The organism is Streptomyces sp. NPDC014891 (genome assembly GCF_043081085.1).
In the GTDB taxonomy this organism is placed as follows: Bacteria; Actinomycetota; Actinomycetes; order Streptomycetales; family Streptomycetaceae; genus Streptomyces.
In genome coordinates, this window is the sequence record NZ_JBIBWF010000013.1 from 175172 (window position 1) to 200998 (window position 25827).

General features: G+C 74.4%; 24 protein-coding genes and 1 riboswitch. Of the genes, 18 read left to right on the plus strand and 6 right to left on the minus strand.

What is annotated here, in order from left to right; genetic code table 11:
* Positions 1 to 10: 10 nt before the first annotated feature.
* Positions 11 to 673 carry a tetratricopeptide repeat protein gene (locus tag ACF09E_RS31365; protein WP_361854206.1) on the plus strand — a complete coding sequence of 221 codons (663 nt, stop codon included), beginning with the start codon at positions 11 to 13 and terminating at the stop codon, positions 671 to 673.
* A 245-nt stretch (positions 674 to 918) separates the two neighbouring features.
* Here ACF09E_RS31365 and ACF09E_RS31370 read toward each other — a convergent pair whose 3' ends face one another.
* Positions 919 to 1614: a hypothetical protein gene (locus ACF09E_RS31370; RefSeq protein ID WP_392209045.1), complete on the minus strand. Its 696-nt coding sequence runs from the start codon at positions 1612 to 1614 to the stop codon at positions 919 to 921.
* Positions 1615 to 1798: 184 nt separating this feature from the next.
* Between ACF09E_RS31370 and ACF09E_RS31375 the strand changes: the two genes are divergently transcribed.
* The 4 genes from ACF09E_RS31375 to ACF09E_RS31390 all read left to right on the plus strand — a co-directional run bounded on the left by ACF09E_RS31375 (position 1799) and on the right by ACF09E_RS31390 (position 6859).
* Complete coding sequence (locus tag ACF09E_RS31375) at positions 1799 to 3853, plus strand: N-6 DNA methylase (protein WP_392209046.1); 2055 nt, start codon at positions 1799 to 1801, stop codon at positions 3851 to 3853.
* Between the two features lie 83 nt (positions 3854 to 3936).
* Positions 3937 to 4689, plus strand: a complete 753-nt coding sequence (locus ACF09E_RS31380; protein ID WP_392209048.1) for a hypothetical protein — start codon at positions 3937 to 3939, stop codon at positions 4687 to 4689.
* Positions 4686 to 6335 (plus strand): protein kinase, encoded by a 1650-nt coding sequence (locus tag ACF09E_RS31385; protein WP_392209050.1) that lies wholly within the window; start codon positions 4686 to 4688, stop codon positions 6333 to 6335. Before ACF09E_RS31380 ends, ACF09E_RS31385 begins: the two co-directional genes overlap by 4 nt.
* Before the next feature lie 122 nt (positions 6336 to 6457).
* Positions 6458 to 6859 (plus strand): hypothetical protein, encoded by a 402-nt coding sequence (locus ACF09E_RS31390; protein ID WP_361863337.1) that lies wholly within the window; start codon positions 6458 to 6460, stop codon positions 6857 to 6859.
* A 78-nt stretch (positions 6860 to 6937) separates the two neighbouring features.
* On the opposite strand, the gene ACF09E_RS31395 is transcribed toward ACF09E_RS31390, so the two are convergent.
* From ACF09E_RS31395 to ACF09E_RS31405, 3 genes are all read right to left on the minus strand, one after another.
* Positions 6938 to 7492 carry a hypothetical protein gene (locus ACF09E_RS31395; RefSeq protein WP_392209052.1) on the minus strand — a complete coding sequence of 185 codons (555 nt, stop codon included), beginning with the start codon at positions 7490 to 7492 and terminating at the stop codon, positions 6938 to 6940.
* Complete coding sequence (locus ACF09E_RS31400; RefSeq protein WP_392209054.1) at positions 7489 to 8172, minus strand: RNA polymerase sigma factor; 684 nt, start codon at positions 8170 to 8172, stop codon at positions 7489 to 7491. Before ACF09E_RS31400 ends, ACF09E_RS31395 begins: the two co-directional genes overlap by 4 nt.
* 97 nt (positions 8173 to 8269) lie before the next feature.
* Positions 8270 to 8650, minus strand: a complete 381-nt coding sequence (locus tag ACF09E_RS31405) for a hypothetical protein (RefSeq protein WP_392209056.1) — start codon at positions 8648 to 8650, stop codon at positions 8270 to 8272.
* A gap of 177 nt (positions 8651 to 8827) precedes the next feature.
* Between ACF09E_RS31405 and ACF09E_RS31410 the strand changes: the two genes are divergently transcribed.
* From ACF09E_RS31410 to ACF09E_RS31420, 3 genes are all read left to right on the plus strand, one after another.
* On the plus strand, positions 8828 to 9370 hold the full coding sequence (locus ACF09E_RS31410; RefSeq protein WP_392209058.1) for a PPOX class F420-dependent oxidoreductase: 543 nt from the start codon (positions 8828 to 8830) through the stop codon (positions 9368 to 9370).
* Between the two features lie 72 nt (positions 9371 to 9442).
* On the plus strand, positions 9443 to 10177 hold the full coding sequence (locus ACF09E_RS31415; RefSeq protein WP_392209060.1) for a DUF2625 domain-containing protein: 735 nt from the start codon (positions 9443 to 9445) through the stop codon (positions 10175 to 10177).
* A gap of 47 nt (positions 10178 to 10224) precedes the next feature.
* The gene (locus ACF09E_RS31420) at positions 10225 to 10722 is read left to right on the plus strand and encodes a GNAT family N-acetyltransferase (protein WP_392209062.1); all 498 of its coding nucleotides are present in this window, start codon (positions 10225 to 10227) and stop codon (positions 10720 to 10722) included.
* A gap of 209 nt (positions 10723 to 10931) precedes the next feature.
* On the opposite strand, the gene ACF09E_RS31425 is transcribed toward ACF09E_RS31420, so the two are convergent.
* Entirely contained in the window at positions 10932 to 13805 is a 2874-nt protein-coding gene (locus tag ACF09E_RS31425) for a YfhO family protein (RefSeq protein ID WP_392209064.1), read from the minus strand.
* 126 nt (positions 13806 to 13931) lie between these two features.
* Between ACF09E_RS31425 and ACF09E_RS31430 the strand changes: the two genes are divergently transcribed.
* The 3 genes from ACF09E_RS31430 to ACF09E_RS31440 all read left to right on the plus strand — a co-directional run bounded on the left by ACF09E_RS31430 (position 13932) and on the right by ACF09E_RS31440 (position 16673).
* Positions 13932 to 14963 carry a glycosyltransferase family 2 protein gene (locus ACF09E_RS31430; protein ID WP_392209066.1) on the plus strand — a complete coding sequence of 344 codons (1032 nt, stop codon included), beginning with the start codon at positions 13932 to 13934 and terminating at the stop codon, positions 14961 to 14963.
* 80 nt (positions 14964 to 15043) lie between these two features.
* Entirely contained in the window at positions 15044 to 15688 is a 645-nt protein-coding gene (locus ACF09E_RS31435; RefSeq protein ID WP_392209068.1) for a SurA N-terminal domain-containing protein, read from the plus strand.
* 19 nt (positions 15689 to 15707) lie between these two features.
* Positions 15708 to 16673: a nucleoside triphosphate pyrophosphohydrolase gene (locus ACF09E_RS31440; RefSeq protein ID WP_392209070.1), complete on the plus strand. Its 966-nt coding sequence runs from the start codon at positions 15708 to 15710 to the stop codon at positions 16671 to 16673.
* Positions 16674 to 16706: 33 nt separating this feature from the next.
* Here the strand turns inward: ACF09E_RS31440 and ACF09E_RS31445 are convergent, their stop codons facing one another.
* The gene (locus tag ACF09E_RS31445; RefSeq protein ID WP_392209072.1) at positions 16707 to 17906 is read right to left on the minus strand and encodes a globin domain-containing protein; all 1200 of its coding nucleotides are present in this window, start codon (positions 17904 to 17906) and stop codon (positions 16707 to 16709) included.
* A gap of 141 nt (positions 17907 to 18047) precedes the next feature.
* On the opposite strand from ACF09E_RS31445, the gene ACF09E_RS31450 reads away from it, so the two are divergent.
* From ACF09E_RS31450 to ACF09E_RS31480, 7 genes are all read left to right on the plus strand, one after another.
* Positions 18048 to 19361 carry a cytochrome P450 gene (locus ACF09E_RS31450; protein WP_392209074.1) on the plus strand — a complete coding sequence of 438 codons (1314 nt, stop codon included), beginning with the start codon at positions 18048 to 18050 and terminating at the stop codon, positions 19359 to 19361.
* 157 nt (positions 19362 to 19518) lie between these two features.
* A complete protein-coding gene (locus tag ACF09E_RS31455; RefSeq protein WP_392209076.1) occupies positions 19519 to 20625 on the plus strand; it encodes a transglycosylase family protein in 1107 nt (368 codons plus the stop codon).
* Between the two features lie 255 nt (positions 20626 to 20880).
* A riboswitch (cyclic di-AMP (ydaO/yuaA leader) is annotated at positions 20881 to 21053 on the plus strand.
* A gap of 3 nt (positions 21054 to 21056) precedes the next feature.
* Entirely contained in the window at positions 21057 to 21779 is a 723-nt protein-coding gene (locus ACF09E_RS31460; RefSeq protein ID WP_361849100.1) for a transglycosylase family protein, read from the plus strand.
* A gap of 373 nt (positions 21780 to 22152) precedes the next feature.
* Positions 22153 to 23439, plus strand: a complete 1287-nt coding sequence (eno, locus tag ACF09E_RS31465) for a phosphopyruvate hydratase (protein ID WP_388806079.1) — start codon at positions 22153 to 22155, stop codon at positions 23437 to 23439.
* A 94-nt stretch (positions 23440 to 23533) separates the two neighbouring features.
* Positions 23534 to 24004 carry a septum formation initiator family protein gene (locus ACF09E_RS31470; protein WP_361849094.1) on the plus strand — a complete coding sequence of 157 codons (471 nt, stop codon included), beginning with the start codon at positions 23534 to 23536 and terminating at the stop codon, positions 24002 to 24004.
* Positions 24005 to 24044: 40 nt separating this feature from the next.
* Positions 24045 to 24593 carry a DUF501 domain-containing protein gene (locus ACF09E_RS31475; protein ID WP_392209078.1) on the plus strand — a complete coding sequence of 183 codons (549 nt, stop codon included), beginning with the start codon at positions 24045 to 24047 and terminating at the stop codon, positions 24591 to 24593.
* On the plus strand, positions 24590 to 25504 hold the full coding sequence (locus ACF09E_RS31480; RefSeq protein WP_392209080.1) for an exopolyphosphatase: 915 nt from the start codon (positions 24590 to 24592) through the stop codon (positions 25502 to 25504). The genes ACF09E_RS31475 and ACF09E_RS31480 overlap by 4 nt, the downstream gene beginning before the upstream one ends.
* The last annotated feature ends 323 nt before the right edge of the window (positions 25505 to 25827 follow it).

Here is a 25827-nt window from a genome sequence, read left to right on the forward strand (position 1 = left end):
CGATGCTCGGGTGACAGACGAGCTCTCCGATATCGCTAAGACCGCCAAGGATCTCTTGGATTCTTGGGGCGGCGACCCTGCCCTTGCCCGGCAGCTCACCGAGATTCTTCCCAATCTGCGCGAAGCGGCTGAATCCGGGGACATGGGCGCGCAGAACGTCCTGGGAGGGGTTCTTCTCGAGTTCGAGGAGGACCCCTCCGCTGCCTTGTCCTGGTTCGAGCGGACCGCCGAGCGAGGCAGTGCCGTGGGGCAGCGCAGCCTGGGGCATCTGTACGCGGACGGGATCGGGGTGGTCCAGGATCTGAAGAAGGCGGAGATCCTCTTCCGGGCGGCGGCTGAGGCGGGCGACGGGTACGCCCAGTTCAACCTGGCCCGGTTGTGGTGGGGGAAGGGCGATCCGCAGGCGGTGGCGTCATTGCTGAGGTCGGCGGCCCAGGGCGGTATCGACGAAGCGTGCGTCCCACTGGGGGATCTTCTGGTGGTTCTGGGGGAGGACGCCGAGGCGCTGCGTTGGTACCTCGTGGCGATCGGCGCGGGAGACGCGGACGTCGTCCATGAGGCGATCGAGTTGGCGAAGCGCCTGACCGACGGCGAGATCCGCCGGGCAGGAGAGCGAGCCGGTCGACCGTCCGAAGCGGAGGCGATGATCGGCACCGTGCGGAAGTACCGTTAAGGCCTTGTGTCGCCCGACCGCCGCTCGTGTGTACACGCACGACGTCCGCAACCGGCGCATCTGCTTCGGCGGCGACCCGCGGACGTATGTCACGCGCTCCCGCTGCTTGGAACGCTGTCCGATGGAGACAACCAGCTAGTCGTGGGGAAGCCCCGCCGAGTCGATCGGCGGGGCTTTTTCCGATGGCGGGGTGCGGCCGGCGGCGGGAGCGGTCGGGTCGCTCGACGGGGCGGACCCCCGCCCCCTCAGCCCGTCTTCACCCAGTCCCCGCACCCCGACGACTTGAAGTACCCGTCCGACGCGCTCACCTTCACGATCGCCGTGCCCGTCGCGTTGTCGTTCGCCAGGATCGAGTCCGTGCCGTGGCTCGCGTCCTTCGCCCGCTCCCAGTAGCACTCCGCGTCCTTGTTGCCCGTCGACTTGTACGTGCCCGGGGCGATGTCCGCGCCCACCTTGAACATGCCGCCGTCGCCCTTGAGCGTCGTGCCCGGTGTGCCCTTCGTCTTCGGGTCGACCGCTTCCCACGTGCCGCAGCCCGTCGACTTGAAGAGCTTGTCCGTCGCCTTGATCTCGACGTACGCCGTGCCCGTCACGTTGTCGTTGGCGAGGATCGAGTCCGTGTCGGCCGAGGCGTCCTTCGCCCGCTCCCAGTAGCAGCCCGCGTCCTTGTTGCCCGTCGAGCGGTAGAGGCCCGGCTTCGCGTCGGAGCCGACCTCGAAGTCGCCGTCGCCGTCGATCGTGGGGCCCTTCGGCTTGTCCTGGGCCTTCTTGCCGCTGTCGCCGTCGCCCTGCTTCGCCGGCTGCTCCTGCTTCGCGCCCGCCGTGGGCCCGGTGTCGCCGCCCCCGCCCATCGCCGCGCCGATCACGACGACCGCGACGACCGCGCCGGCCGCGGTGAGGACCTTGTGGCGGGCGAACCAGTTGCGCTTCTGCTGAGACATGGCTGTGGCACCTTCCGGGCGCTGTGGGGACTCCGCTGCGGGACTCCGTGTTCCGATGGATCAATCACAGCAGAGAGTGTGAACCGAGTCAACACTGTTCACGCGATTCAAGTCCGCTCACGCCGTGAATAGGATCGGGCGCTATGCTCCGTGTGTTCACACACGTACGAGGGGAGACGGACAGGTGCCCGAAGAGAGCACGACAGAGGTCACCGCCGCCGGCATCGCCCGGCTCGCCGGCGTCGGCAGGGCCGCCGTCAGCAACTGGCGCCGCCGCCACGCCGACTTCCCCAAGCCCGTCGGCGGCACCGAGACCAGCCCGTCGTTCTCCCTCGCCGACATCGAGCAATGGCTCCGGGACCAGGGGAAACTCGCCGAGGTCCCGCTCCGCGAGCGCGTCTGGCAGCAGCTTTCCGGCCACCCCGGCGGCACCGTCGCCGGCCTCCTGCACACCGGCTGCGCCCTGCTCCTCCTCCGCTCCCGCCCGGGCGCCTGGACCGAACTGGCCGCGCTCCCCGACGACCGCCTCGGCGCACTCCTGCCCGGCGTCTTCGAGGAGGGCCTCACCGCCCGCTTCGGCCCGCACAGGTCGGTTCACACCCCCACCGCCGCCGAGACGCTCCCCGCCGTCCCCCTGCTCCGCGCCGCCGTCGAGCTGGCCGTCGAGCTGGGCGGCGCCCGCCAGGCCTTCGAGTTCCTGCTCGGCCGCCACCTCGACGCCAACCCCCGCCAGTACACGCTCACCCCGCCCCCGCTGGCCGAGCTCATGGCCGCCCTCGCCGCCGCCGCGGCACCCCAGGGCCGCCCCGTCGCCAGCGTCCTCGACCCGGCCTCCGGCACCGGCGGCCTGCTGCGCGCGGTCCCGCACCCCACCGCGCTCCACGCCCAGGACGCCGACCCCGACCTGGCCGCCCTCTCCGCCCTCCGGCTCGCCCTCCACGGCGACGCCGACGTCCGGGCCGCCGCCGGCGACACGCTCCGCGCGGACGCCTTCCCGGCGCTCGCCGCCGACGCCGTCCTGTGCCACCCCCCGTTCAACGAGCGGGCCTGGGGCCACGACGAACTCGCCTACGACCCCCGCTGGGAGTACGGCTTCCCGGCCCGCACGGAGTCCGAGCTGGCCTGGGTGCAGCACGCCCTCGCCCGGCTCCGCCCGGGCGGCACCGCCGTCCTCCTCATGCCGCCCGCCGTCGCCTCCCGCCGCTCCGGCCGCCGCATCCGCGCCGACCTGCTGCGCCGCGGCGCACTCCGGGCCGTCGTCGCCCTCCCGGCCGGCGCCGCACCCCCGTACGGCATCCCGCTCCACCTCTGGGTGCTCGTCCGCCCCGGCGTCGACGAACGGCCCCCGGCGGAGACGCTGTTCGTGGACACCGCGGGGCTCGTCCCGGACGCCGGACGCGACAAGCTCCCCTGGCCCGCCCTGCGGAACGCGGTGCTCGACGCCTGGGCCGGCCGCGGCGGCGACGCGTCCGTGGCCCGCGCCGTCCCCGTCATCGAGCTCCTCGACGACGAGGTCGACCTGGCACCCGCCCGCTACCTCGCCGCCCCCGCCGCCGGCGGCACCGCCCCCGAACTCGCCGCCGTCCGCGACCGACTCGACGAGACCCTCCGCCGCACCCGCGGCCTCGCCCCCACCCCGGTCCCGGCGCGCCCCGCGCCCCGCCCCCTCACCACCGTCGGCGAACTCGCCCGCACCGGAGCCCTCCAGCTGCGGACCGGGGGCGCGGGCACGGCCCCCGCCGGCGGCGGGGTGCCGGTCCTCACCGAGCACGACGTCCTGTCCGGGGCGGCGCCCTCCGGCACCCTCCCCGCCGGAGGCCCCGGGGAGGAGACCGAGGAGCCCGTCCTCGTCGCCGAGGGCGACGTCGTCGTCCCCGTCCTCGGCGGCGGCACCGTCGCACGGGTCGTGGACGCGGCCACCGCCGGCGCGGCCCTCGGCCGGAACCTCCAGCTCCTGCGGCCCGAACCGGCGGCCCTCGACCCCTGGTTCCTCGCCGGGTTCCTCCGCGGCACCGCCAACAACCGGCAGGCCAGCAGTTTCGCCTCGACCGCGACCCGGCTCGACGTGCGCCGCCTCCAGCTGCCCCGGCTGCCCCTGGCCGACCAGCGCAGGCACGGCGCCCACTTCAAGTCGCTCGCCGAGTTCGAGGAGGCCCTGCGGCTCGCCGCCCGCCTCGGCGAGCAGCTGGTCCAGGGGCTGTACGACGGTCTCGCGGACGGAAGTGTGGAGCCCGCGTGAAGGGCCGTCATACTCTCTTGGTCTGATCGACCCCGGGGGTCCGGTCAGGCATGGTCCGGTCAAGCGTCCTGGGGGAGCGTCGTATGTACGGTCAGGTGCCCGCACCCGCGCCGCCGCGGGCCACCGGCCCGTCGGCGGCCACGATCACCGTCCGGGTCCTCATCACGGTCCTGGTGGTCCTGTCGCTCGGCTTCCTCGCCTGGGTCGCCATGCTGCGGATCGCGATCATGCGCCGCACCGGACGGGACTGGACGCTCTTCTGGGCCCAACTGGTCCTGAACGTCGGCTGTGTGGTGCCGCTGGAGCAGCGCTTCGCCGGCACCTGGATGAACACCGCGGGCATGATCGTGCTGCTCGTCCAGATGGCGATCGTGACCTGCTACTTCCTGGTGGTCGACATCCGGCATCACCAGCCCGCCCCGGTCGTGATCATGGTCCCGTCCCCGGCCCCGCCGCCCCACGGGCCGCAGGCACCGGGGCACGGGCAGGGGTACGCGTACGGCACGCCGCAGCCCGGGTACGCCGTGCCGGGATACGCCGCGCCCGGTCACGCCGCCCCGGGGTACGGCTACCCGCCCGCCGCGGTCACGGCGCCGGCCCCGGGCTCGCACCCGGCCCCGGCCCACCCGGCCCCGGCCCACCCGGCTTCCGCGCCGCCCGCCGGGCAGACCCCGCCGCCCCCCGCGCGGACGCCGGACGCCCCGTCCGCCCCGCACCCCGGCCCGGCGCCGCACCCGCTGCCCGGTCGCGCCCCCCGCATCGACCAGGTCCGCGCCGAGCTCGACGAGCTCAGCGACCTGCTCCGGAAGTCCGGGGAAGGCGACGGTCGGGCGTGAACGGGCGTGTGATCGGCGGGCGTTACGAGCTCGCCACCGTCATCGGGCAAGGCGGCATGGGCCAGGTCTGGACGGCGTACGACCGCAGGCTCGACCGCCGGGTCGCGGTGAAGCTGCTCCGGCCGGCCACCCTGACGGGCCCGTCCACCGCCGCCGACGAACTGCGCCGCCGCTTCGTGCGCGAGTGCCGGGTGACCGCGCATGTCGACCACCCCGGCCTCGTGACCGTCCACGACGCCGGCAGCGAGGGCGAGGACCTGTACCTCGTCATGCAGTACGTGGAGGGCGCCGACCTCGCCGACCACCTCGCCGAGCACGACCCGTACCCGTGGGAGTGGGCGGTCTCCGTCGCCGCGCAGCTGTGCGCGGTGCTCGCGGCGGTCCACGCCGTGCCGATCGTCCACCGCGACCTCAAGCCGCGGAACGTGATGGTCCGCCCCGACGGCTCCGTCCTCGTCCTCGACCTCGGCGTCGCCTCCGTCCTGGACAGCGACACCACCCGCCTCACCCATACCGGTTCCCCCATCGGAAGCCCCGCTTACATGGCCCCCGAGCAGGCCATGGGCGGCGCCGTCGGGCCCTCCACCGACCTGTACGCGCTCGGTGTGCTGCTGCACGAACTCCTCAGCGGGAACGTGCCGTTCGCGGGTTCCACCGCGCTCGGTGTCCTCCACCGCCACCTGTACGAGCCCCCCGTGGCGCTCCGCCGGCTGCGGCCCGAGGTCCCCGAGCCCCTCGAAGCGCTCGTCCTGCGCCTGCTCGCCAAGGACCCGCGGGAACGCCCGTCCGGTGCGCACGAGGTGTACGGGGAGCTGCTGCCGCTGCTCCCCGCCCGCGGGGCCCCGGCCGGGCCGATGGATCCGACCCGGCCGTTCCTCCGCCCGTACGCCCCCTGGCCGGACCGCCCGGCGGCGTCCGGGGTGCTGCCGGGCGCGGCCGGTCCGGCGCACGGCGTTCCGGCGCAGGCCCCGCCGCCTCTGCACGTCGGCGCCCCGCCGCCTCCGCCCGTGCCCGCCCCGGCGGCCGCCCGCGCCGACTCCGTGGGCGATCCGCGGGCCTCGTACCCGCCCCCGCCCGCGGCGGTTCCCGCCCGCCCCGATGTCGCCGCCGCCGTCGACGAGGTGAAGCGGCTGCTCGGGGAGGGCGCGCTCACCCGGGCCGTCGACATGCTGGGCGGGATCCTGCCCGCCGCCGCGGCCGAGCACGGCGAGCGGTCGCCGGTCGTCCGCATCCTGCGCAAGCAGTACGCGTCCACGCTGATGGACGACGGCCAGTACCGTCGCGCCCTGCCCGAGCTGCGCCGCCTCGCGGCGGACCGCGACGCGGAGGCGGGGCCGGCGGATCCGCAGGGGCTCCAGTTCCGCTACGACGCCGCCCTCTGCCTGGAGCAGCTGGGGGAGACGGCCGCCGCGCTCGCCGAGTTCCGTGCGGTCCTGCCGTACTACGAGGGCGACCGGGAGCGTGCCTTCGACATCCGGCAGCGGATCGCGCTGCTCCTCGTGGCGACGGGGGAGCACGCCGCCGGTCAGGAGCAGCTCCAGCGGCTGCTGTTCGACGCGGAGCGGGCGTTCGGCCCGTATCACCCGCTTCCGGCGGACTTGCGACGGGTGCTGGAGCACCAGCGTCGGCTGGGGTCGCGCTCCTGACGGAGCGCCAGGGTCACGACTCGACAACTGATCGGTCAACGGTTCTCCCTGATCGACTTTTGTCCTTTTTGGCGCATGTAGCGTTCGCGTCTGATCATGTTCACGTCCCCAAGGAATCACTCATGACGACGCCGCCCGCGCCCTTCACCTCCGAGCAGCCCACCGCCCCGGAGCAGCCCGCCGCCCCCGCGAGCAAGGGCAGCCGCATCCTCAAGAAGGTCGGCGGTGTCGTCGTCGCGATCATCGTCGCCGTCGGCGTGAAGTTCGGCCTGCCGTACCTCACCGGCGACGCCCCCGTGCACGCGAAGGCCGGTGAGTGCGTCACCGTCACGGGCCCGGACAACGACCCCAAGGTCGACACCACGGACTGCTCCTCGGGCAAGGCCGACCTGTTCAAGGTCGTCAAGGTCATCGACGACACCTTCGACGTGAACAAGTGCGGCACGGAGCTGTCGGCGCTCGCGCAGCAGCTGGAGTCGGACAAGTTCGTGCTGTGCCTCGAAGAGGTCCCGGTCAAGAAGTAGTCCGCGCACCCGGACGTCCGTGAAGGGCCGGAACCCGCCGGGGTTCCGGCCCTTCACGCGTCCCGCCCCTCCCCGCGGTCACGGCCGGCCGGTCGCCACCGGCTCCGCGGGGTCGGCCGGATCCGCCGGGGCCGTGGTGTGCCCGCCGGGCCGCGGGACCGCCGGCGGCGCGGGGTGCGCTCCGGGGCGCGGGGTCCCCGTCGGCGCTCCCGTCGGCGTCCCGGCCGTCGGTCCCGGGCCGCCGTCCGGCGTCCGCGGAGCGCCCTCCGGCCCCCGTACCGCCTCCGGCTCCGGCCGCGGCGGGACTCCCGGCCCGGTGACCGAGGGGGCGACCGGGGAGGGCGTGGGCACGGCCGAGGACTCGCCGACCCCCGGCGGGCGCGCGGGCGGTGCCGGAAGGGGGGATACGCCGTCGGCCGGCACCAGGACGAGCAGGTACGCGGCCGCCGCCGCGGCGAGCGCCCCCAGCGAGGCGAACGCGACGCCGCGCACCCGCCGCAGCCCCCAGCTCCGCCCCACCGGGGGCTCGTCACGGCGCAGGTCCCGGTGGGTGACGAGGGCCGCGCGCGCGGCGAACGCGGCGCGCAGCCGTTCCTCGACGACGGTTCCGGGGTCTTCCGCACGCGGTCTCATCGGCCCGCCTCCAGCTTCTTCTCCAGGGCGTCCAGCGCGCGGCTCGCGGTGGACTTCACCGTGCCGCGCGAGAGCCCGAGGGCCTGCGCGATCTGCGCCTCGGTCAGCTCCGACCAGTAGCGCAGGACGAGGACCTCGCGCTGGCGCCGGGTCAGCCCGGCCAGCGCGTCGAGCACGCGCCGGTGCTCCTCGGCGAGCAACAGCCCCTCGTCCACGGGCGCCGCGGCGACCGGGTGCGGCGGGGTGTACGCGCGCGCGGTGCGGCGTCTGCGGAGCACGGAACGGGCGGCGTTGACCACGGCGGTGTGCAGGTACGCGCCCGGGTCCTGCAGTCCGCGCAGGGACGTGCCGTACGTCCGGCACACGGCGGCGAACGCGTCCTGCACGACGTCCTCAGCGGTGGGCAGGTCGTCGACGAGGAAGACCGCGAGCCGCACCATGTCCAGCCGCCGGGCCCGGTACAGCTCGGTGAGCGTGGGCGGCGGGCCCTGTTCCTCGGGGGCCGCCGGCCGGTGCGGACGGCGTGCCCGTACGGTTCCGGCCGCGGCGTCGGCGCCGGGCGGTGCGGTGTCCGTCCCCGGCCGGTCCCCGGGCCGGGTCCGGGGCATGCGGGCGAGCAGCCGGGCCCACCAGGGCGAGGGCCGGGCGGCGGGTCCGGGGGCGGGTATGGCGTACGACAAGTGCACGGTCCTCGATCCGTTGCGGGACGGCGGGCGGCCCGGCCGGACGTGCGCGTGTCCGGCCGGGCCGCCCGCTCCTCGGTGCTACCGCGCGCGGCTACTTCCCGGCGCGGGGCGCGGCCGGAGCCGGCACGGGCGCCGGGGCGGCCGTCGGCCGGACCGCGGGGGCGGGTGCGGGGCGGGCGCCCGGCTCGTCGACGGGCGCGGGCACGGCCACCGGGCGGGGCTCGCCGGGCGCGGCGCTCTTGGGAACCGGCTTAGGAACCGGCTTCGACGCGGGCTTCGGTGCCGCGGGGGCCGGGGCCGCGGGGGCGGCGTCCGGGGCCGAGACCTTCGGCCGCGCAGGAGCGGGCCGCGGGCCGGAGTCGGCGAGGGCCTGAGCGGCGAAGCCGCCGCCGCCGATGAGGAGCGCGGCACCGGCGACGACGCCCAGGATCCGGGGGCGGGGGCGGAAGGTCCGCTTGGAGTGGCTGGACATGGGGTTCTCCCGTGGAAGGGGTCGGACACGGATCGGTTGAAGGGCGCCTTCACACCACCAGACGTGCGTGACCCCCGGGGGTTGCGACCGGACCCGGGAAACTTTCGGCGGGAGTTCGGGCCGGGCGGCCGGAACTCCCGATGCGGCGCCCCGGGGCGCCCGCATAGCCTCTCGGGCATGTCCTCTGACGAGACCCACGCACCGACCGACACCACGACCGACGCACCGGCGAGCACACCGGCGAACGGACCGACGAGCACACCGACGAACGCACCGGCCGCCGCGTCGACGAACGCCGGCCCGGCCCCCGTGATGAACGACGTCGTACGCGGCCTGCTCGACGCCCCGCACATGGCCGTGCTGGTCACCCTCAACCCCGACGGCGGACCGCAGAGTTCGGTGGTCTGGGTCAGCCGGGACGGCGACGAGCTGCTGATCTCCACCACCCGGGCCAGGCGCAAGGCCCGCAACGTGCTCCGGGACCCGCGCGTCGGCCTGACCGTCTTCGACCCCGCCGACCCCGACCTGTACGTCGAGATACGCGGCACGGCCTCCGTCACGGAGGACACCGGCCGGGCGGTGGCCGTCCGCATCGCCGAGGAGTACCTCGGCCCCGGAGGTGGCAAGGAGTACGCCGAGGCCCCGGCGGACCACGTCCGCGTGGTCGTCCGCGTCACCCCGACCCGGATCCTCGGCAGCGCCACCAGGGCGGTCCGCTGACCGCGGGCCCCGTGGCGGCCCGGCGCCGGTCCGGGCGGGCGGACGCGCCGGTGGGCGTGCGAGCATGCCCCGGTGCGTGAACTGAGTGAGTTGACCGAGGTCGAGGACCCCGCGTGGCCGGTCCTCGGGGAGAAGCTGCGGGCCGCGCCCGTCCCCGTCGAGACCCTGGAGGCCGACGCGGCGGAGGGCGCGGCCGCGCTGCTGCGGACACAGGTGACCGTGCGGTCCTTCCTGGGGGCCTTCCTGCTGCACAGCGGCGGGGCGTTCGTCGACGACGGCTGGCTGCGGGTGTACGGCAGCCCGTCCGCCGCCGACGACCGGCGGCTGCCGTCCCTCGCGCGGGTCAACGGCTTCCCCGCGGACCCGGCGGCCGACCCGGGGTGGCGGCCCGGCGCGGGTCTCGTCGTGGCCCACGACGTGCTCGGCGGGGTGTTCGTCCTCCGGGGCGGAACGGCGGACGAGACGGGGCTGCCGGGGCAGCCGGGCGAGATGGTGTACTTCGCGCCGGACTCGCTGCGCTGGGACGCGCTGGGCGCCGGATACGGGGCCTGGCTGTCGTGGATGCTGTCCGGCGGCACCGAGGAGTTCTACGAGGGCCTGCGCTGGCCCGGTTGGCGGGAGGAGGTCCGTCCGCTGGACGGCGACCGGGGCCTCACCCTGTACCCGCCGCTGTGGTCGGCGGAGGCGCACCGGGACCTCGCGGGGACCAGCCGCCGGGTCGTGGCGATGGCGGAACTCCTGGGCGTCGCCCGGGAGACGAGCGTGGGGCTGGACGAGACCGACCCCGGCTTCCTGGGGGACGTGTGAGCCCGGGCCCGGGCCCGGAGGGCCCGCGGGCGGCGGAGGCGGGCGGGGTGGCCGCGCGTACGGTGCGGACCGCCCGCCTGGACCTCGTACCCCTCGACGTCGCGCACGCCGAGGAGATGGCGGTGGTGCTCGACGATCCCGCCCTGCACGCGTTCATCGGCGGGACCCCGCTGTCCCCGGCCGAACTGCGGGCGCGGTACGAGCGGTTGGCGTCCGGGTCGCCGGACCCGGCGACGGTCTGGGCCAACTGGGCCGTCCGGCTGCGCTCCGACGGCCGCCTGACCGGAACCGTGCAGGCGACCGTCACGGAGGGCGGCCGGGTCGCGGAGGTCGCGTGGGTGATCGGCACCGGCTGGCAGGGGCGGGGCATCGCCCGGGAGGCGGCCGTGGGCCTGGTCGGCCTGCTCGTGGAGCACGGCGCGCGGACGATCGTGGCCCACGTCCATCCGGACCACACGGCGTCGGCGGCCGTCGCCGCCGCGGCCGGCCTCGCCCCCACGGACCGGGTGGAGGACGGCGAGGTCCGCTGGGAGCGGCACGACTGACCGCCCCCGCCACCGGGTGTTCCTCAGATCCCCGCACCGAGGCCCGGGCGGGGCCGGGCCGGGTTCCGGTCCGTGGGCGGGGCCGTGCGCCGAGGCCAGGGCGGGGGGCAGGGGTACGGGCGGGGCCGGGTTCCGGTCCGTGGGCGGGACGCGCGCCCAGGCCTGGGCGCGGGACAGCGGCACGGGACCGGGCCGACCAGGGCCACGGCTCACCCGACGGCCCCCGCCCGGCTTCCCGCCGGGCCTTTCGCCGGGCCCCGCGCCCGGCCTTCCGCCGGGCCTTCCGCCGGGCCTTCCGCCGGGCCTTCCGCCGGGCCTTCCGCCGGGCCTTCCGCCCGGCCTCGCGCCAGACCTTCCGCCCGGCCTCCCGTCCGTTCTCCCGCCCGTCGGCCGGACCTGGTGCCGAGGCGCCACGACAGGGCGAGCAGCAGCACGCCCGCCGCACCCGCCGTCAGGCCCGCCCGCAGGCCCGGTGGGTGGAAGGCGCAGCGCACGGCCGTCGCCCCCGGGCGGATGCCGACGGCCAGCAGCCCGCCGTACGCCCGGGCCGGCCGACCCTCGCACCGCCAGCCCGCGATCCTCGGGGCCGCCACCACCGCCGTGCCCGTCGCACCGGGCGGGAGCGTCGCCGTGAGGCCGTCCGACCGGACCTCGACCCCCGTCGCGGCCCGGGTGCGCAGCGCCGCCACCGCCGCGCGCAGCCGGTCGCGGTCCAGGCAGCCCACCTCGGCCGTCCCGCCGCGCGGGATCCGGGGCCGCGCCCCCGCCCGCTCCTGCACGCCCAGCGAGGTCAGCGCCGCCCGCCGCTTCGGCCGCCCGCCGAGCAGCTCCGTCTCGTACCGGCCCAGGCCCGCCGTGCCCGTCGCGTCGGGGGCCCAGAGGAAGACCTCCGTGCCCACCCGGCACGCGCCGCCCGCCCGCGGCGCCTCGTACACCCGGGCGCCCAGCAGGAGTTCCTGGTTGCGGAAGGGGGACGGGCCGTACGCCGGACCCGGGCCCGGCGGCCGTACCGTCACCAGCGGGAGCGGCGGCGCCGACGGGTCCGCGCGGACCACCTCCCCCGCCCGCCAGCGCGCCCCCACCCCGAACAGCGCGTCCGTCACGGGGTTGTCCAGGCTCAGCAGGTTCCGGCCCCGGGAGGTCCAGCCGCCGCCCAGGGCGGTCAGCAGCTCCGTCAGGACCGCCGGGGTGTGGCTGCTGTAGTACGCGGCGCCCTGCCCGCCCAGCAGCAGCGGGTCGTTGCCCGCGACCCGGGGCAGGCCGGGGTCCGTGCGATGGGCGGGCCAGCCGTCCGCCTCGGCGAGGGCCGCCGCCCTGAGGCGCTGCCCGTCGCCCAGCGGCGGGTAGTCGTCGAGCCGGGCGAGCCGCTCCCGGTCCGCGTACGCCGCCGTCGCCGCGGCCTGGCCGGCCACCGTCCCGACGACCAGGAGCGCGGCCAGCGCCCCGTACCGGCCCCGTCGCGTCAGGAGCAGCGCGCCGGCCGTCGCCGCGAGGCCCGCGGCCGTGAGGGCGAGGGCCCAGGGGGTGAGGAAGGGGCTGGGGAGCGCGCCCAGGGACAGGGCCGCGACCACCGCGACCCCGCCGAGGAGCGCGCGGCGGCCCGGGGGGCCGTGGGTGAGTCCGGTCCACGCGGCGAGGACGAGGACGCCGGAGAGGACGAAGGTCTGGCGGTACGGGCTGCCGTTCGGGGTGGCGAAGGCGTGCCACACGAGGTGCGTCGGCCCCCATTGCAGCGAGGCCGCGACCGCCAGGCAGAGCCCCGCCCACGCCCACCGCCGGCGGCCGGGGATCTCGCGGCGGAACGGGAGGGCGGCGACGAGCAGCAGCACCGCCGTGGACACGAAGGCCGCGGGTGTCGCGAAGCTGTACGTCACGGGGAGCAGCCGGGCGAGGACGTCCGTCGCGGGCGCCGGGTCGAACTCCTTCACCAGGCCGGGGTGCGCGTGGCGCGAGCCGAGGAAGACGGGGACGAGGACGGGTGCCGCGAGGGCGATCCCGGTCCCGGCCGTCAGCCCGGCCCGCAGCAGGATGCGGACGACACCGCGCCCGGCGGGGCGCCGACCGCCGTCGGCGGACGCGGCCGGGTCGGGCGCGACCGCAGCGAGGGCAGCCGGGCCGGGAGGGCTGAGGCCGGGTGTGGTCGGGCCCGGGGCGGCCGCATCGGGTGTGGCCGGGCCGGGAGGGCTGAGGCCGGGTGTGGTCGGGCCCGGAGCGGCCGCATCGGAGGCGCCCGGGCCGGGAGGGCCCGCGTCTGCGGGGGCCGCACCCGGAGCGGCCGTGCCGCGTTCGGTCGTGCGCGCGGGAGCGGTCCCCGCGGGGGCGTGCTCCGTCGTGAGGCGGACGGTCAGGACCAGGGCCGCCCCGATCGTCGCCATGTACGCCGTGTAGAAGTTCGCCACCCAGCAGACCGCGACGACCAGCGGCCCCAGGACGGGCCGCACGCCCTCCCGTACCCACTCGCCGACCAGGCAGAGCAGAGGGAAGGCGATCAGGCCGTCCAGCCACATCGGGTTGTACGTGCCCTCCGCGAGCGACCAGCCGCAGAGCGCGTACGAGGCGCCCAGGGCCGAGGCCCACCACCAGCGGCCCGGGCCGGTCCGGCGCAGCAGGTGCGTCATGGCCGCCGCCGCGACCGCCGTCTTGAGGACGGTGATCGCGTACACCGCGTACTCGACGTCCCCGCGCGGGAGGAGGGCGACCAGCGGGGCGAAGGGGCTCGACAGGTAGGTGCCGTAGTCGGGGAGGAAGCTCGTGCCCCATCCCGCCTGCCAGTCGAGCAGCAGCCCGCCGTCCGCGCGGCCGTGCAGCAGGTCCCACAGGTGCGCGTGAAAGGGCACGAACTGGTTCGCGAGGTCGTTGACGGCCCGGTGACGGGGGCCGAAGGGGAAGACCCGGGCGACCGCGTCGCCGCCGCAGACGGCGAGCACGGTGATCAGCGCGGCGAGGAGCAGGGAGCGCGGCCCCCCGGGCGCGCGCCGGGGCGCGGGGACCGCGGAGGCGGGGGCCGCGTCGGCGGGCGGCACGGCGGCGGGCGGCGCGGGGGCGGCCGGCGCGGGGCCCCGCGGACGGGTGGCGTTCGGCATGACCCGTCGAATATGCCAGCGCCCGACCGGGCGGATCCGGTCCCCGCGACCCCGTTCACGCAATGGTCTTCTCGGCGCCATCCCCGCGGACCGGCCGGGACACCGGGCTCCGTTGTCGTGGTCGGCGTGCTGCTCTCGATCGTCGTCCCGTGCTTCAACGAGGAAGACGTCCTCGCCCGCTTCCATGACCATGTGACCCGTGAACTCGCCAGACTGGAAGGCGAGTTCGAGATCGTCTATGTGGACGACGGAAGCCGGGACGGGACGCTCCCGCTCCTCCAGGACCTGGCCGCGCGCGACCCGCGCCACGTCCGCTACGTCTCCTTCAGCCGGAACTTCGGCAAGGAGGCGGCGATGCTGGCCGGCCTCCGCAACGCCGCCGGGGACGCCGTCGTGATCATGGACGCCGACCTCCAGCACCCGCCCGAGCTGGTGCACCGCATGGTCGCGCTGCACGCCGAGGGGTACGACCAGGTCGTCGCCCGCCGCACCCGCGAGGGCGACCGCGTCACCCGCACCCTGACCGCCCGCCTCTACTACTGGGCGGTCAACCGCCTGGTCGACGTCGAACTCGTCGACGGCGTCGGGGACTTCCGGCTCCTGTCGCGCCGCACGGTCGACGCGGTCCTCGGTCTCGGCGAGTACAACCGGTTCTCCAAGGGCCTCTTCTCCTGGGTCGGCTTCCGGACGACGACGTTCTCGTACGAGAACGCCGTCCGCGAGGAGGGCCGCTCCAAGTGGACTCTGGGCAAGCTCCTCAACTACGGCCTCGACGGGCTCCTCTCCTTCAACAACAAGCCGCTCAGGGCCGCCGTGCACCTCGGCCTCCTGCTGGTCCTCGTCGCCGTCGGCTACGCGGTCTGGATCGTCGGGGACGCGCTCGCGCACGGCGTCGACACCCCCGGGTACGTCACCCTCCTCGTCGCCGTCACCGCCCTCGCCGGCGTGCAGATGGTCATGGTCGGGCTGATCGGCGAGTACGTCGGCCGCATCTACTACGAGGTGAAGCGCCGGCCGCACTACCTGGTCAAGGAGACCCACGAGGGAACGGGCGAAGGGGCGTACGAAGGGGCGCGCGCGGGGGCGGAGAAGGGGCCGGTACCGGCCGACACCCGGGGTGCCCGTGAGTCGTTGTGGGAAACAGTCGCACCGAAGTAGTGGCTCCGGCCCGGGCGACTCCCTAACATCGATCACCGCAAGGTCGTTCAACTGACGCACGACCAGCCCGGGAGGCTCCTTTGCACCGCCGCACTGCGCTCACCGTCTCCGCCGCTCTGCTCGCCGCGGCCCCGCTGCTCACCGCCTGCGGCAGCGACGCCCATCCAGGAGCGGCGGCCGTCGTCGGCGGGGAGCGGATCGACGTCTCCAGCCTGCAGGCCCAGGTGCAGGACGTGCGCACCGCCCAGGAGCGCTCCCCGCAGGCCGCCCAGCTCGTCCAGGCCACCGGGGACCTGCCCCGCCGCAAGCTCAACGTGATGATCTTCGACCGGGTCGTCGACAAGGTCGCCGCGGACAACGGCGTGGGCGTCACCCGCGCGGAGCTCCAGCAGACCAGGACGGCGTTCGTCCGCGAGAGCGGCGGCGAGGACCGGCTGAGGGACGTGCTGCTCCAGGAGCAGGGCGTGGCGCCCGGCCAGATCGACGACGTCGTCCGCCGCAACGTCCTCATGAACAAGATCGCCGCCAAGCTGGGCGTCAAGGACACCCCCGAGGGACAGCGGAAGCTGACGGAGGTCTTCTCCGCCGCCTCCAAGGACCTCGCCATCGACGTGAACCCGCGCTACGGCACCTGGGACGACGCCCAGGTCAGGCTCGGCGGCTCCACCGCGCCCTGGCTGCGGCAGATCAGCCAGGACCCGGGCGCCGTCCCGGCCGGTGCGTGAGGCGGAGTAAGTTCGTGGGGTGACAACTGAGAGCCCCGGCCGCATCGTCCTGCTCACCGCCAGCCACCGCGTGGCACCCGGACTGCTGTCCTGGCCCGCCTGGCAGGCGCTGCACGGCGCGGACCGGGTGCTCTGCCCCGACGAGCAGCACCCCCAGCTGCCGTACCTGCGGGAGGCCGGGGTCGCCGTCGAGCACCTGCGGCCCACCGCCGAGGAACTGGTCGCCGCCTGCGCCGGCGGCCGCACGGTCCTGCTGCTGCCCTCCGGCGAGGGCGACCGGCCGCTCACCGACGGCCTCGCCCGCCTCGCCGGCTCGGGCCGCCTCACGATGCCCGACCTGGAACTGCTGCCCGGCTCGTACGACCTGCCCGGCGCCCGCCTCCTGGACGTCGTGCAGATCATGGACCGCATCCGGCGCACGTGCCCCTGGTCCTCCCGGCAGACGCACAAGGAGCTCGTCAAGTACGGCATCGAGGAGGCGTACGAGCTCGTCGAGGCGATCGAGGACGACGACCGGGACGCGCTGCGCGAGGAGCTCGGGGACGTCCTGCTGCAGGTCGTCTTCCACGCGCGGATCGCCGAGGAGGACCCGGAGGAGCCCTTCTCCGTGGACGACGTCGCCGGGGACCTCGCCGAGAAGCTGATCCACCGGCACCCGCACGTCTTCGGGGACGCGGAGGCGCGGACGCCGGAGGACGTCCGGGCCCACTGGCTGCGCACCAAGGCGATCGAGAAGCAGCGCGAGTCCGTGACGGACGGCGTGCCGCTGGGCCAGCCGGGGCTGGCACTCGCCGCGAAGCTCGGCGGCCGGGTGCGCTCGGCGGGCCTCGACGTGGCCCTCCCGGCGGAGCCGGGCGTCGGCTACGACCTGCTGGCCCTCGCGGTCCGCGCGGAGGCGGAGGGCGTGGACCCGGAGGCGGCTCTGCGCGCCGCGGCCCGCGCCTACCGGGACGCGATCCGGGCGGCGGAGGGCGTGGAGGCCTGACGCGGCCGCGGCGGCCCGCGCCGGCGGCCGGCGCTACCGCTCGCGCGGGACCCGTGCCCCCGGGTTGTGCCAGAGCGGGGGCGGCGGGCCCAGGAGGCGTTCCGCCGCGGTGTGGGGGCGGGCGGTGAAGCGGCCCACCGGCTGCAGGGTGTCGTGGTGGATGCGGTACGGGTCGGTGCCCAGTTCCTCCAGCACCTCCGCGACCTCGGTCAGGAAGCCCGGCGGCCCGGCGAGGTAGACGTCGTGCGCGGGCCAGTGGACGCAGGCCCGCAGCGCTTGGACGAGCCGTTCCGTCGCCTGGTCCTTGCGGTGGCCGGGGGCCGAGGTGATGTAGGTGACGCTGAGACCGCTGAGACGTTTCTTCAGTCGCTCCGCGTCCTCCCGGCCGTACAGGTACTCCTTCGCGCGCGCCACCATGAACAGCCGCCCCTGCAGGTCGGGCTCGGCCTCCGCCGCCTCCGACAGCAGCGCCCTCACCGGCGCCCAGCCCGTGCCCGCGCATATATAGGTACGGAGTCCGCCCGGCTCCGTGCACGCGGTGAGGCCGCCGCCGGGCGCGCTCAGCCGCAGCCTCTCGCCCGGACGCGTCCCGGCGACGAGGGCCGTGCTCATCGCGCCACCCGGGATCCGGCTCACATGGAGTTCGACCGTGCCGTCGGGGCGGGGGGCGTCCGCGAGGGAGTAGGTGCGCCAGACGCGCGGGACGCGCGGCGAGCCGACGCTGACGTACTGCCCCGGGAGGAAGGGGAGCGGCTGCCGGGGCCACAGCGTGAGGACGGCCAGGTCCTCGCCGCGCCGCTCGTGCCGGACGACGTCCGCGTCCCACCAGGCGGGCTCGCCGGCCGCGGCCGCCTCCTCGGCCCCGGCCATCATGAGGTCGGCGACGTGTCCGTACGCCTCGGCCCAGGCCTTCTCGGCCTCCCGGGTCCAGGCGGGTCCCGCGGCGTGCGCGAAGGCGGCGAGGAGGCTCGTCCCGACGGCGGCGTAGAGCCCGGGGTCGGCGAGGAACCTGCGGTGGTCGCGGCCCAGCTGCCCCAGGTAGCCGGGGAGACCGGGGGACTCCAGGTGGGTCACCACATGGGTGAGCGCGGCGAAGAGGCGGTCCCGCTGGGGCTGCATGTCCTCGGGGAACAGCTCGCGCATGGCGGGGTTGTTCCAGAAGAGATGCGAGTAGAAGAAGGTGACGGCGTGTTCGGCCCGTCTCTCGACCACCGCGAACGTGCTCCGGAGCATCTGAGGATCCACCGACAAGAATCTAGGGCACCACCCCCTTCTTGATCGCGGGATCCGGCAGACCGCGCCCCCCGGACCGCCGGACCGCGCCTCCCCGGACCGCCGGACCGCCCCTCCCGGACCGCCCTGTACCGTCGGGGAGTGAGCACCACCCCCGGCACCCCGCCCGCCTCCTGCCCCGCGTCGGCCCCCGCGCCCGAGCTCTTCACCTGGGAGTTCGCGAGCGATCCGTACCCCGCGTACGCCTGGCTCCGCGAGCACGCGCCCGTGCACCGGACGACACTGCCCAGCGGGGTCGAGGCCTGGCTGGTGACGCGGTACGGGGACGCCCGGCAGGCCCTCGCCGACCAGCGGCTCTCCAAGAACCCCGCGCATCACGACGAGTCCCCGCACGCCAAGGGCAAGACGGGCATTCCGGGCGAGCGCAAGGCCGAGCTGATGACGCATCTGCTCAACATCGACCCGCCGGACCACACCCGTCTGCGCCGGCTGGTGTCGAAGGCCTTCACTCCCCGCCGGGTCGCCGAGTTCACCCCCCGCGTGCAGGAGTTGACCGACCGGCTCATCGACGGCTTCGTGGAGAAGGGCAGCGCGGACCTCATCCACGAGTTCGCCTTCCCGCTGCCCATCTACGCGATCTGCGACCTGCTCGGCGTGCCCGAGGAGGACCAGGACGACTTCCGCGACTGGGCCGGCATGATGATCCGGCACGGCGGCGGGCCACGCGGCGGGGTCGCGCGGTCGGTGAAGAAGATGCGCGGCTACCTCGCCGAGCTGATCCACCGCAAGCGGGAAGGCCTGCGGCACGAAGGGGCCGACGACCTCATCTCGGGACTCATCAAGGCCTCCGACCACGGCGAGCACCTCACCGAGAACGAGGCCGCCGCCATGGCCTTCATCCTGCTCTTCGCCGGTTTCGAGACGACCGTCAACCTCATCGGCAACGGCATGTACCAGCTCCTGCGCCACCCCGGGCAGCGCGAGCTGCTCCAGACGTCGGTCGCGGCGGGGGAGACCGGGCTGCTGGAGACCGGGATCGAGGAACTGCTGCGCTACGACGGTCCGGTGGAGATGGCCACCTGGCGGTACGCGACCGAGCCCCTGACCATCGGCGGGCAGGACATCCCGGCGGGCGACCCCGTCCTCGTCGTGCTCGCCGCCGCGGACCGGGACCCGGAGCGGTTCGACGGGCCGGACGTGCTCGACCTGGCGCGGCGCGACAACCAGCACCTCGGGTACGGGCACGGCATCCACTACTGCCTGGGCGCGCCGCTCGCCCGGCTGGAGGGACAGACCGCGCTCGCCACCCTGCTGACCCGGCTGCCGGACCTGCGACTTGCCGCGGATCCCGCGGAACTGCGCTGGCGCGGAGGGCTCATCATGCGCGGTTTGCGCACGCTTCCGGTCGAGTTCTCCCCTTCCGTGCGACTCACACAAAGTGAGAGTCCGTCATAAATGTGATCTTCACGTGATCGCGGGTGCATCGACTTGTGATGAGCGTTCGAATACGGCTACCTTCCCCGTCAGCTCGGTTCGTCAACGTGGTTGAGTAATTCGGCCAGGTGTGACAACTCGGGCGCGCCCACACAGTCGTCACGCGAAAGGCGCTTCTATGCGTTCCGGGAACGGACGTCACCGTCGCCCCCGTCAGGCCCCCGCCATCGTCGTCGCCGCGGGCGTGACCGGCTCCGCCATGGCGCTGCCGCTGCTCGCCACCGGGTCCGCCTCCGCCGCCGACGCGGCCACCTGGGACCGGGTCGCCGAATGCGAGTCCGGCGGCCAGTGGAGCGCCAACTTCGGCAACGGCATGTACGGCGGGCTCCAGTTCACCCAGGACAGCTGGGAGCGCCACGGCGGCCTGTCGTACGCGCCCAGCCCGGACCTCGCCAGTCGCGCCCAGCAGATCGCGGTGGCCGAGAAGGCCCTCGCCAAGGGTTCGAACGAGTGGGCCACCTGCGCGCCGATCGCCGGCCTGAAGAACGACGGCGCGTCCCCGGGTGTGGACCCCGGCCCCACGAGCGTCCCCAAGGCCCCCACCGGACCGGTCCCCGAGTCCAACTGGAACGCCGGCCTGCCCGGGACCTCCGGAGAGGCCGCCGAGGCCGACAAGGGGGCCGAGGAGGCCGACAAGTCCGAGGCCGAGCAGAAGGCCCCCGGGACGGCGTCGCCCGACGCGTCCGCCACGCCTGTCTCGCCGACCGCACCCGTCTCGCCGACCGCGCCGACGAGCCCGCCCGCGTCGACCGACCCGAGCGACCCGGCCGCGCCCACCGCACCCGGCACGCCCGACGCGTCCGTGACGCCCGGCGAGCCCGGCTCCACCGAGCCCGGTGCGCCGACGGACGACCCGTCGTCGGCGACCCCCGGCACCGGCAAGCACCGGGGTGACGCCGCACCGGAGGAAACCGACAACCCGGACAGTTCTGCCGAATCAGGTAGACATGCGTCCCCGGACAACAAGCTGGACGAAAAGCCGCTGAAGACGTCGCCCGCTGACGCCTCGAAGGAAACGGACGCAACGGACAGTCAGGGCAAGTCGGACTCCTACCTCGTGCAGCCGGGTGACAACCTCTCCGACATTGCACAGGAGAACGAACTCCCCGGAGGCTGGACCGCCCTCTACGACGCCAACCGGCGGACCGTGGGCCTCGATCCGGACCTCATCCTCCCTGGTCAGGCGCTTGACCTGACGAACGGTTCGACCGCGTCGGCGGAGTAGTTCGGGGGCGTATGTCCGGTTCTGGGCAAGTGAGACATGGGTCTCTTCACCCCAACTGGCGTGTCACGCCCGCAAACTTTGCTCCCGTCACCTCTCACCTGCACAAACACGACCCACCGGAAGGCAAGCAGGGGCGATTTCTCCCCTATGAGGGTCTTTGAACTTCCGGTGGGTCTGTGTCTACGGTCGTCACCGCTCGCCACCGCGGGCCCCGTCGACCGAAACGCCGAATCCTGCCGTCGGCCGACGGGCATCGTCGCGCAAGCGCCGAAGGCAGGAGTGGGGGACCCAAGGTAAGTGCCGGTCCCGGCCGTTGAGACAGACGGCCGAAGACCGGCTTGGGGTGAAGCCGCGTGCTAGGACACGCGGCCGGGCACCTTCCGGCCCGAACCCGACAGCTCACCTCACAGGCGTCGGTGAGGAGAATCCCCATGCTGTTTTCCGCCAAGGGCAAACACCGCCGTCCCTCCAAGGCCACCCAGGTCGCCGCGCTCGTCGGCGTCACCGGTGTCGCCGTGGCCGCCCCGCTGATGACCGCGGGCACCGCCTCGGCCGCCACGGCCTCGGAGTGGGACCGCGTCGCCGCCTGCGAGTCCGGCGGCAACTGGTCCATCAACACCGGCAACGGCTACTACGGCGGTCTGCAGTTCTCGGCCTCCACCTGGGCCGCGTACGGCGGCACCGCCTACGCCTCGACCGCCGACCAGGCGTCGAAGTCGCAGCAGATCGCCGTCGCCGAGAAGGTCCTCGCGGGCCAGGGCAAGGGCGCCTGGCCGTCCTGCGGCGTGGGCCTCTCGGGTGCCTCCTACGAGGGCGGCGCCGCCGAGAGCGCGCCGCAGCAGAGCACCCAGCAGCCGCAGCAGGAGCGGAAGGCCGAGCAGCCGACCACCCGCAGCGAGAAGCGCCAGGCCCCGAAGAAGGCCGCGCAGCAGGCCGCTCCGCAGGCCGACGCGAAGAAGACCGTCACCACCCCGACCGGCAAGAAGGTCAAGAAGGGCGACGGCGAGTACAAGGTCGCCACCGGCGACACCCTCAGCAAGATCGCCCAGGCGCACGGCGTCAAGGGCGGCTGGGCCGAGCTGTTCAAGCTCAACAAGGACGTCGTCGAGGACGCCGACCTCATCTACCCGGGCCAGCAGCTCCACCTGAAGTGAGCCCGGCGGTCCGCGTGAGTCCGGCGGCTCACGCGGCCCCTCCGACCCTCCCGCGGTGACCACCCCGGCCCGGCGCGCCCATCCCCCGTGCGCGCCGGGCCGGGGTTCCCCCGTTTCGGGCCCGCGCCCGGAGAAGGCCAGAGAAGACCGGAGTAGAGGGGAGGGCCGGCGCGACGACCGGCCCGCCGCGGCGGTTACCCGCCGGTAGATCTGGGGCCCTTCGTCCCGACATGCATGCCCTTGGGTCCTTTTTCGTCCCAGGGGGCGGGCGCCCGGCTGGCCGGAGCCCGCGAGCCGGTTAGGCTCTTGTCGCAAGGCCAAGCGACCCTGCACCGACCTTGCGTCACATCCAGCGTCACATCCCAAAAAGGAGATGCTCGTGCCGTCCATCGACGTCGTCGTAGCCCGGGAAATCCTGGACTCCCGAGGCAACCCCACGGTCGAGGTCGAGGTCGGCCTCGACGACGGCAGCACCGGCCGTGCTGCTGTCCCGTCCGGTGCCTCCACCGGTGCGTTCGAGGCCATCGAGCTTCGCGACGGTGACCCGAACCGCTACCTCGGCAAGGGTGTCGAGAAGGCCGTCCTCGCCGTCATCGAGCAGATCGGCCCGGAGCTCGTCGGCTACGACGCCACCGAGCAGCGCCTGATCGACCAGGCCATGTTCGACCTGGACGCCACCGAGAACAAGGGCTCCCTCGGCGCCAACGCCATCCTCGGCGTCTCCCTCGCCGTCGCGCACGCCGCCTCCGAGGCCTCGGACCTCCCCCTTTTCCGCTACCTCGGCGGCCCGAACGCGCACCTGCTGCCCGTTCCGATGATGAACATCCTCAACGGTGGGTCGCACGCCGACTCCAACGTGGACATCCAGGAGTTCATGATCGCCCCGATCGGCGCGGAGTCCTTCTCCGAGGCCCTCCGCTGGGGTGCGGAGATCTACCACACCCTCAAGGCCGTGCTGAAGCGCAAGGGCCTCTCCACCGGCCTCGGCGACGAGGGCGGCTTCGCGCCGAACCTGGAGTCGAACCGCGCCGCCCTCGACCTCATCGTCGAGGCCATCAAGGAGGCCGGCTACACCCCGGGCACCGACGTAGCGCTCGCGCTCGACGTGGCCGCGTCCGAGTTCTACAAGGACGGCGCGTACGAGTTCGAGGGCAAGTCCCGCTCGGCCGCCGAGATGACCGAGTACTACGAGGAGCTCGTCTCCGCGTACCCGATGGTCTCCATCGAGGACCCGCTGTACGAGGACGACTGGGCCGGCTGGAAGGTCCTCACCGACAAGCTGGGCACCAAGGTCCAGATCGTCGGCGACGACCTCTTCGTCACCAACCCGGAGCGCCTGGCCCGCGGCATCGAGGAGGGCACCGCCAACGCCCTCCTGGTCAAGGTCAACCAGATCGGCTCGCTGACCGAGACCCTCGACGCCGTCGAGCTCGCCCAGCGCAACGGCTTCAAGTGCATGATGTCCCACCGCTCCGGCGAGACCGAGGACGTCACCATCGCCGACCTCGCCGTCGCCGTGAACTGCGGTCAGATCAAGACCGGCGCCCCGGCCCGCTCGGACCGCGTCGCCAAGTACAACCAGCTGCTGCGCATCGAGGAGATCCTCGACGACGCCGCGGTCTACGCCGGCCGCAGCGCCTTCCCGCGCTTCAAGGGCTGACGGCAGGCGTCACCCCCGGCAGTTCCGTACGTCCCCGCACTCGGTCCCGTACCGTGTGCGGGGACGTCCGCGTGAACAGGGGAGGCGACACGACATGGCCGCGAAGGACCGGGACCGGTTCTCCACCGCGACCCGGATCAGACTGCTCGGCGAGCAGACCGCCGCCCGTGTCTACCGCTCCCAGACCCGACGCCAGGCCCGCCGCTCCCGGCTCACCGGCCGGGCCGCCTTCCTCGCCCTGGTCGTCTGCTCGCTGGTCGTGGCGCTCGCCTACCCGATGCGGAGCTACGTCTCCCAGCAGGGCGAGATCGCGGAGCAGCAGCGCCGGGCCGCCGACGCCGCCCGGCGGGTCGAGGAGCTCCGGGACGAGAAGGCGCGCCTCCAGGACCCCGCCTACGTCCGGCGCCTCGCCCGCGAGCACCTCCACTACGTGCTGCCCGGCGAGACCGGGTTCACCGTGAACGACCCCGACGCCGAGCAACGGCCCCGCGGGGACCAGGGCGCGGCGGACCGCCCCTGGTACGACAACCTCTGGGACGGCGTCGACCACGCCGACCGCCCCTGACGCGGCCTACCGGTCGCCCCGACATACGAGCAAGGCAGACATGGAAACGCCCCCTCCGCAGACCGAACGCACCGAGCCCACCGGGCAGGACATCGCCGCCTTCGAGCTCCAGCTCGGCCGGCCGCCCCGCGGCCTGCGCGCCATCGCGCACCGCTGCCCGTGCGGAAACCCGGACGTCGTCGAGACCGCGCCGCGGCTCCCCGACGGCACGCCGTTCCCGACCACGTACTACCTGACCTGCCCCCGGGCGGCCTCGGCCATCGGCACCCTGGAGGCCAACGGGGTCATGAAGGAGATGCAGGCCCGGCTCGCCACCGACCCGGAGCTCGCCGCCGCCTACCGGGCCGCGCACGAGGACTACATCGCGCGCCGCGACGCCATCGAGGTCCTGGAGGGGTTCCCGAGCGCCGGCGGCATGCCGGACCGGGTGAAGTGCCTGCACGTCCTCGTCGGCCACTCGCTGGCCGCCGGACCCGGCGTCAACCCCTTCGGCGACGAGGCGCTCGCGATGCTGCCGGAGTGGTGGGCGAAGGGTCCCTGCGTCACGCCGTGCGCGGACGGGGACGAGAAGAAGGAGGGGGCGGAGTGACCCGCGTCGCCGGAATCGACTGCGGCACGAACTCCATCCGCCTCCTGGTCGCCGACGTCCATCCGGAGACCGGGGAGCTGGTCGAGCTCGACCGGCGGATGACGATCGTCCGGCTCGGCCAGGGCGTCGACCGCACCGGCCGCCTCGCCCCCGAGGCACTGGAGCGGACCTTCGAGGCCTGCCGCGCGTACGCCCGGGTCATCGAGGAGCTGGGCGCCGAGCGGCTCCGCTTCGTCGCCACCTCCGCCTCCCGTGACGCCGAGAACCGCGCGGACTTCGTGAACGGGGTCGTGGAGATCCTGGGCGTCGAGCCCGAGGTCATCACGGGCGACCAGGAGGCCGCGTTCTCCTTCACCGGCGCCACCGGCGAGCTGCACGGGGACGACCGCCGGCTGGTCGTGGACATCGGCGGCGGCTCGACCGAGTTCGTGGTCGGCAACCGGCACGTCGAGGCCGCCCGCTCCGTCGACATCGGCTGCGTCCGCCTGACCGAGCGGCACGTCCGGCACGACCCGCCGACCGCCGAGGAGGCCGAGGCGATCCGCGCCGACGTCCGGGCCGCGCTCGACCTCGCCGCCGAGACCGTCCCGATCGGGACCGCGGAGACCCTCGTCGGACTCGCCGGATCGGTCACCACGGTCGCCGCCATCGCCCTCGGGCTGCCGGAGTACGACTCGGAGAAGATCCACCACGCCCGGATCTCCGCCGCGCAGGTCGCCGAGGTCGCCGAGCGGCTGCTCGCCTCCACCCACGCCGAGCGGGCCGCGATCCCGGTCATCCACCCCGGCCGGGTCGACGTGATCATCGCCGGCGCGCTCGTCCTGCGGGAGATCGTCGAGCGGGTCGGAGCCCACGAGGTCGTCGTCAGCGAGCACGACATCCTCGATGGGATCGCCCTATCCGTGGCATAGCGGGCACCTATCGAGGCCTCCCGCGACACCTCGCCGGGAAAGTTCGTGAAGTTCTTCACAAGGAAAAGGGCCCTGGTGGCGCCGAAGTGGGGTCCGAACGAGGTGTTTGGGCCCTCCGGGTGGCGCCTCAGGGCCCTTTCGCAGGCGCGGAGGCGGATTCGCCCGACGTTTCCATCGTGTGAACGGGGGCTCCGGTTCGGGGTTAACGGAGGCTCTCCGGTCCAGTTCACAGGGGGTGAACAACGTCCGCCCGGGTGCCCCGGTTCCTTTGCAGCACCATGACATGGATCACGTGGGCGGCGGAGTGTAGCAGAGGTGTCCGG

Excerpts from the sequence above, each read along its gene's own strand:
- ACF09E_RS31370 (WP_392209045.1), bottom strand. The coding sequence starts at position 1,614 with ATGTCTCAGCAGAAGCGCAACTGGTTCGCCCGCCACAAGGTCCTCACC.
- ACF09E_RS31380 (WP_392209048.1), top strand. The coding sequence starts at position 3,937 with ATGTACGGTCAGGTGCCCGCACCCGCGCCGCCGCGGGCCACCGGCCCG.
- ACF09E_RS31390 (WP_361863337.1), top strand. The coding sequence starts at position 6,458 with ATGACGACGCCGCCCGCGCCCTTCACCTCCGAGCAGCCCACCGCCCCG.
- ACF09E_RS31395 (WP_392209052.1), bottom strand. The coding sequence starts at position 7,492 with ATGAGACCGCGTGCGGAAGACCCCGGAACCGTCGTCGAGGAACGGCTG.
- ACF09E_RS31405 (WP_392209056.1), bottom strand. The coding sequence starts at position 8,650 with ATGTCCAGCCACTCCAAGCGGACCTTCCGCCCCCGCCCCCGGATCCTG.
- ACF09E_RS31410 (WP_392209058.1), top strand. The coding sequence starts at position 8,828 with ATGTCCTCTGACGAGACCCACGCACCGACCGACACCACGACCGACGCA.
- ACF09E_RS31425 (WP_392209064.1), bottom strand. The coding sequence starts at position 13,805 with ATGCCGAACGCCACCCGTCCGCGGGGCCCCGCGCCGGCCGCCCCCGCG.
- ACF09E_RS31445 (WP_392209072.1), bottom strand. The coding sequence starts at position 17,906 with ATGCTCCGGAGCACGTTCGCGGTGGTCGAGAGACGGGCCGAACACGCC.
- ACF09E_RS31455 (WP_392209076.1), top strand. The coding sequence starts at position 19,519 with ATGCGTTCCGGGAACGGACGTCACCGTCGCCCCCGTCAGGCCCCCGCC.
- ACF09E_RS31460 (WP_361849100.1), top strand. The coding sequence starts at position 21,057 with ATGCTGTTTTCCGCCAAGGGCAAACACCGCCGTCCCTCCAAGGCCACC.
- eno (WP_388806079.1), top strand. The coding sequence starts at position 22,153 with ATGCTCGTGCCGTCCATCGACGTCGTCGTAGCCCGGGAAATCCTGGAC.
- ACF09E_RS31470 (WP_361849094.1), top strand. The coding sequence starts at position 23,534 with ATGGCCGCGAAGGACCGGGACCGGTTCTCCACCGCGACCCGGATCAGA.
- ACF09E_RS31475 (WP_392209078.1), top strand. The coding sequence starts at position 24,045 with ATGGAAACGCCCCCTCCGCAGACCGAACGCACCGAGCCCACCGGGCAG.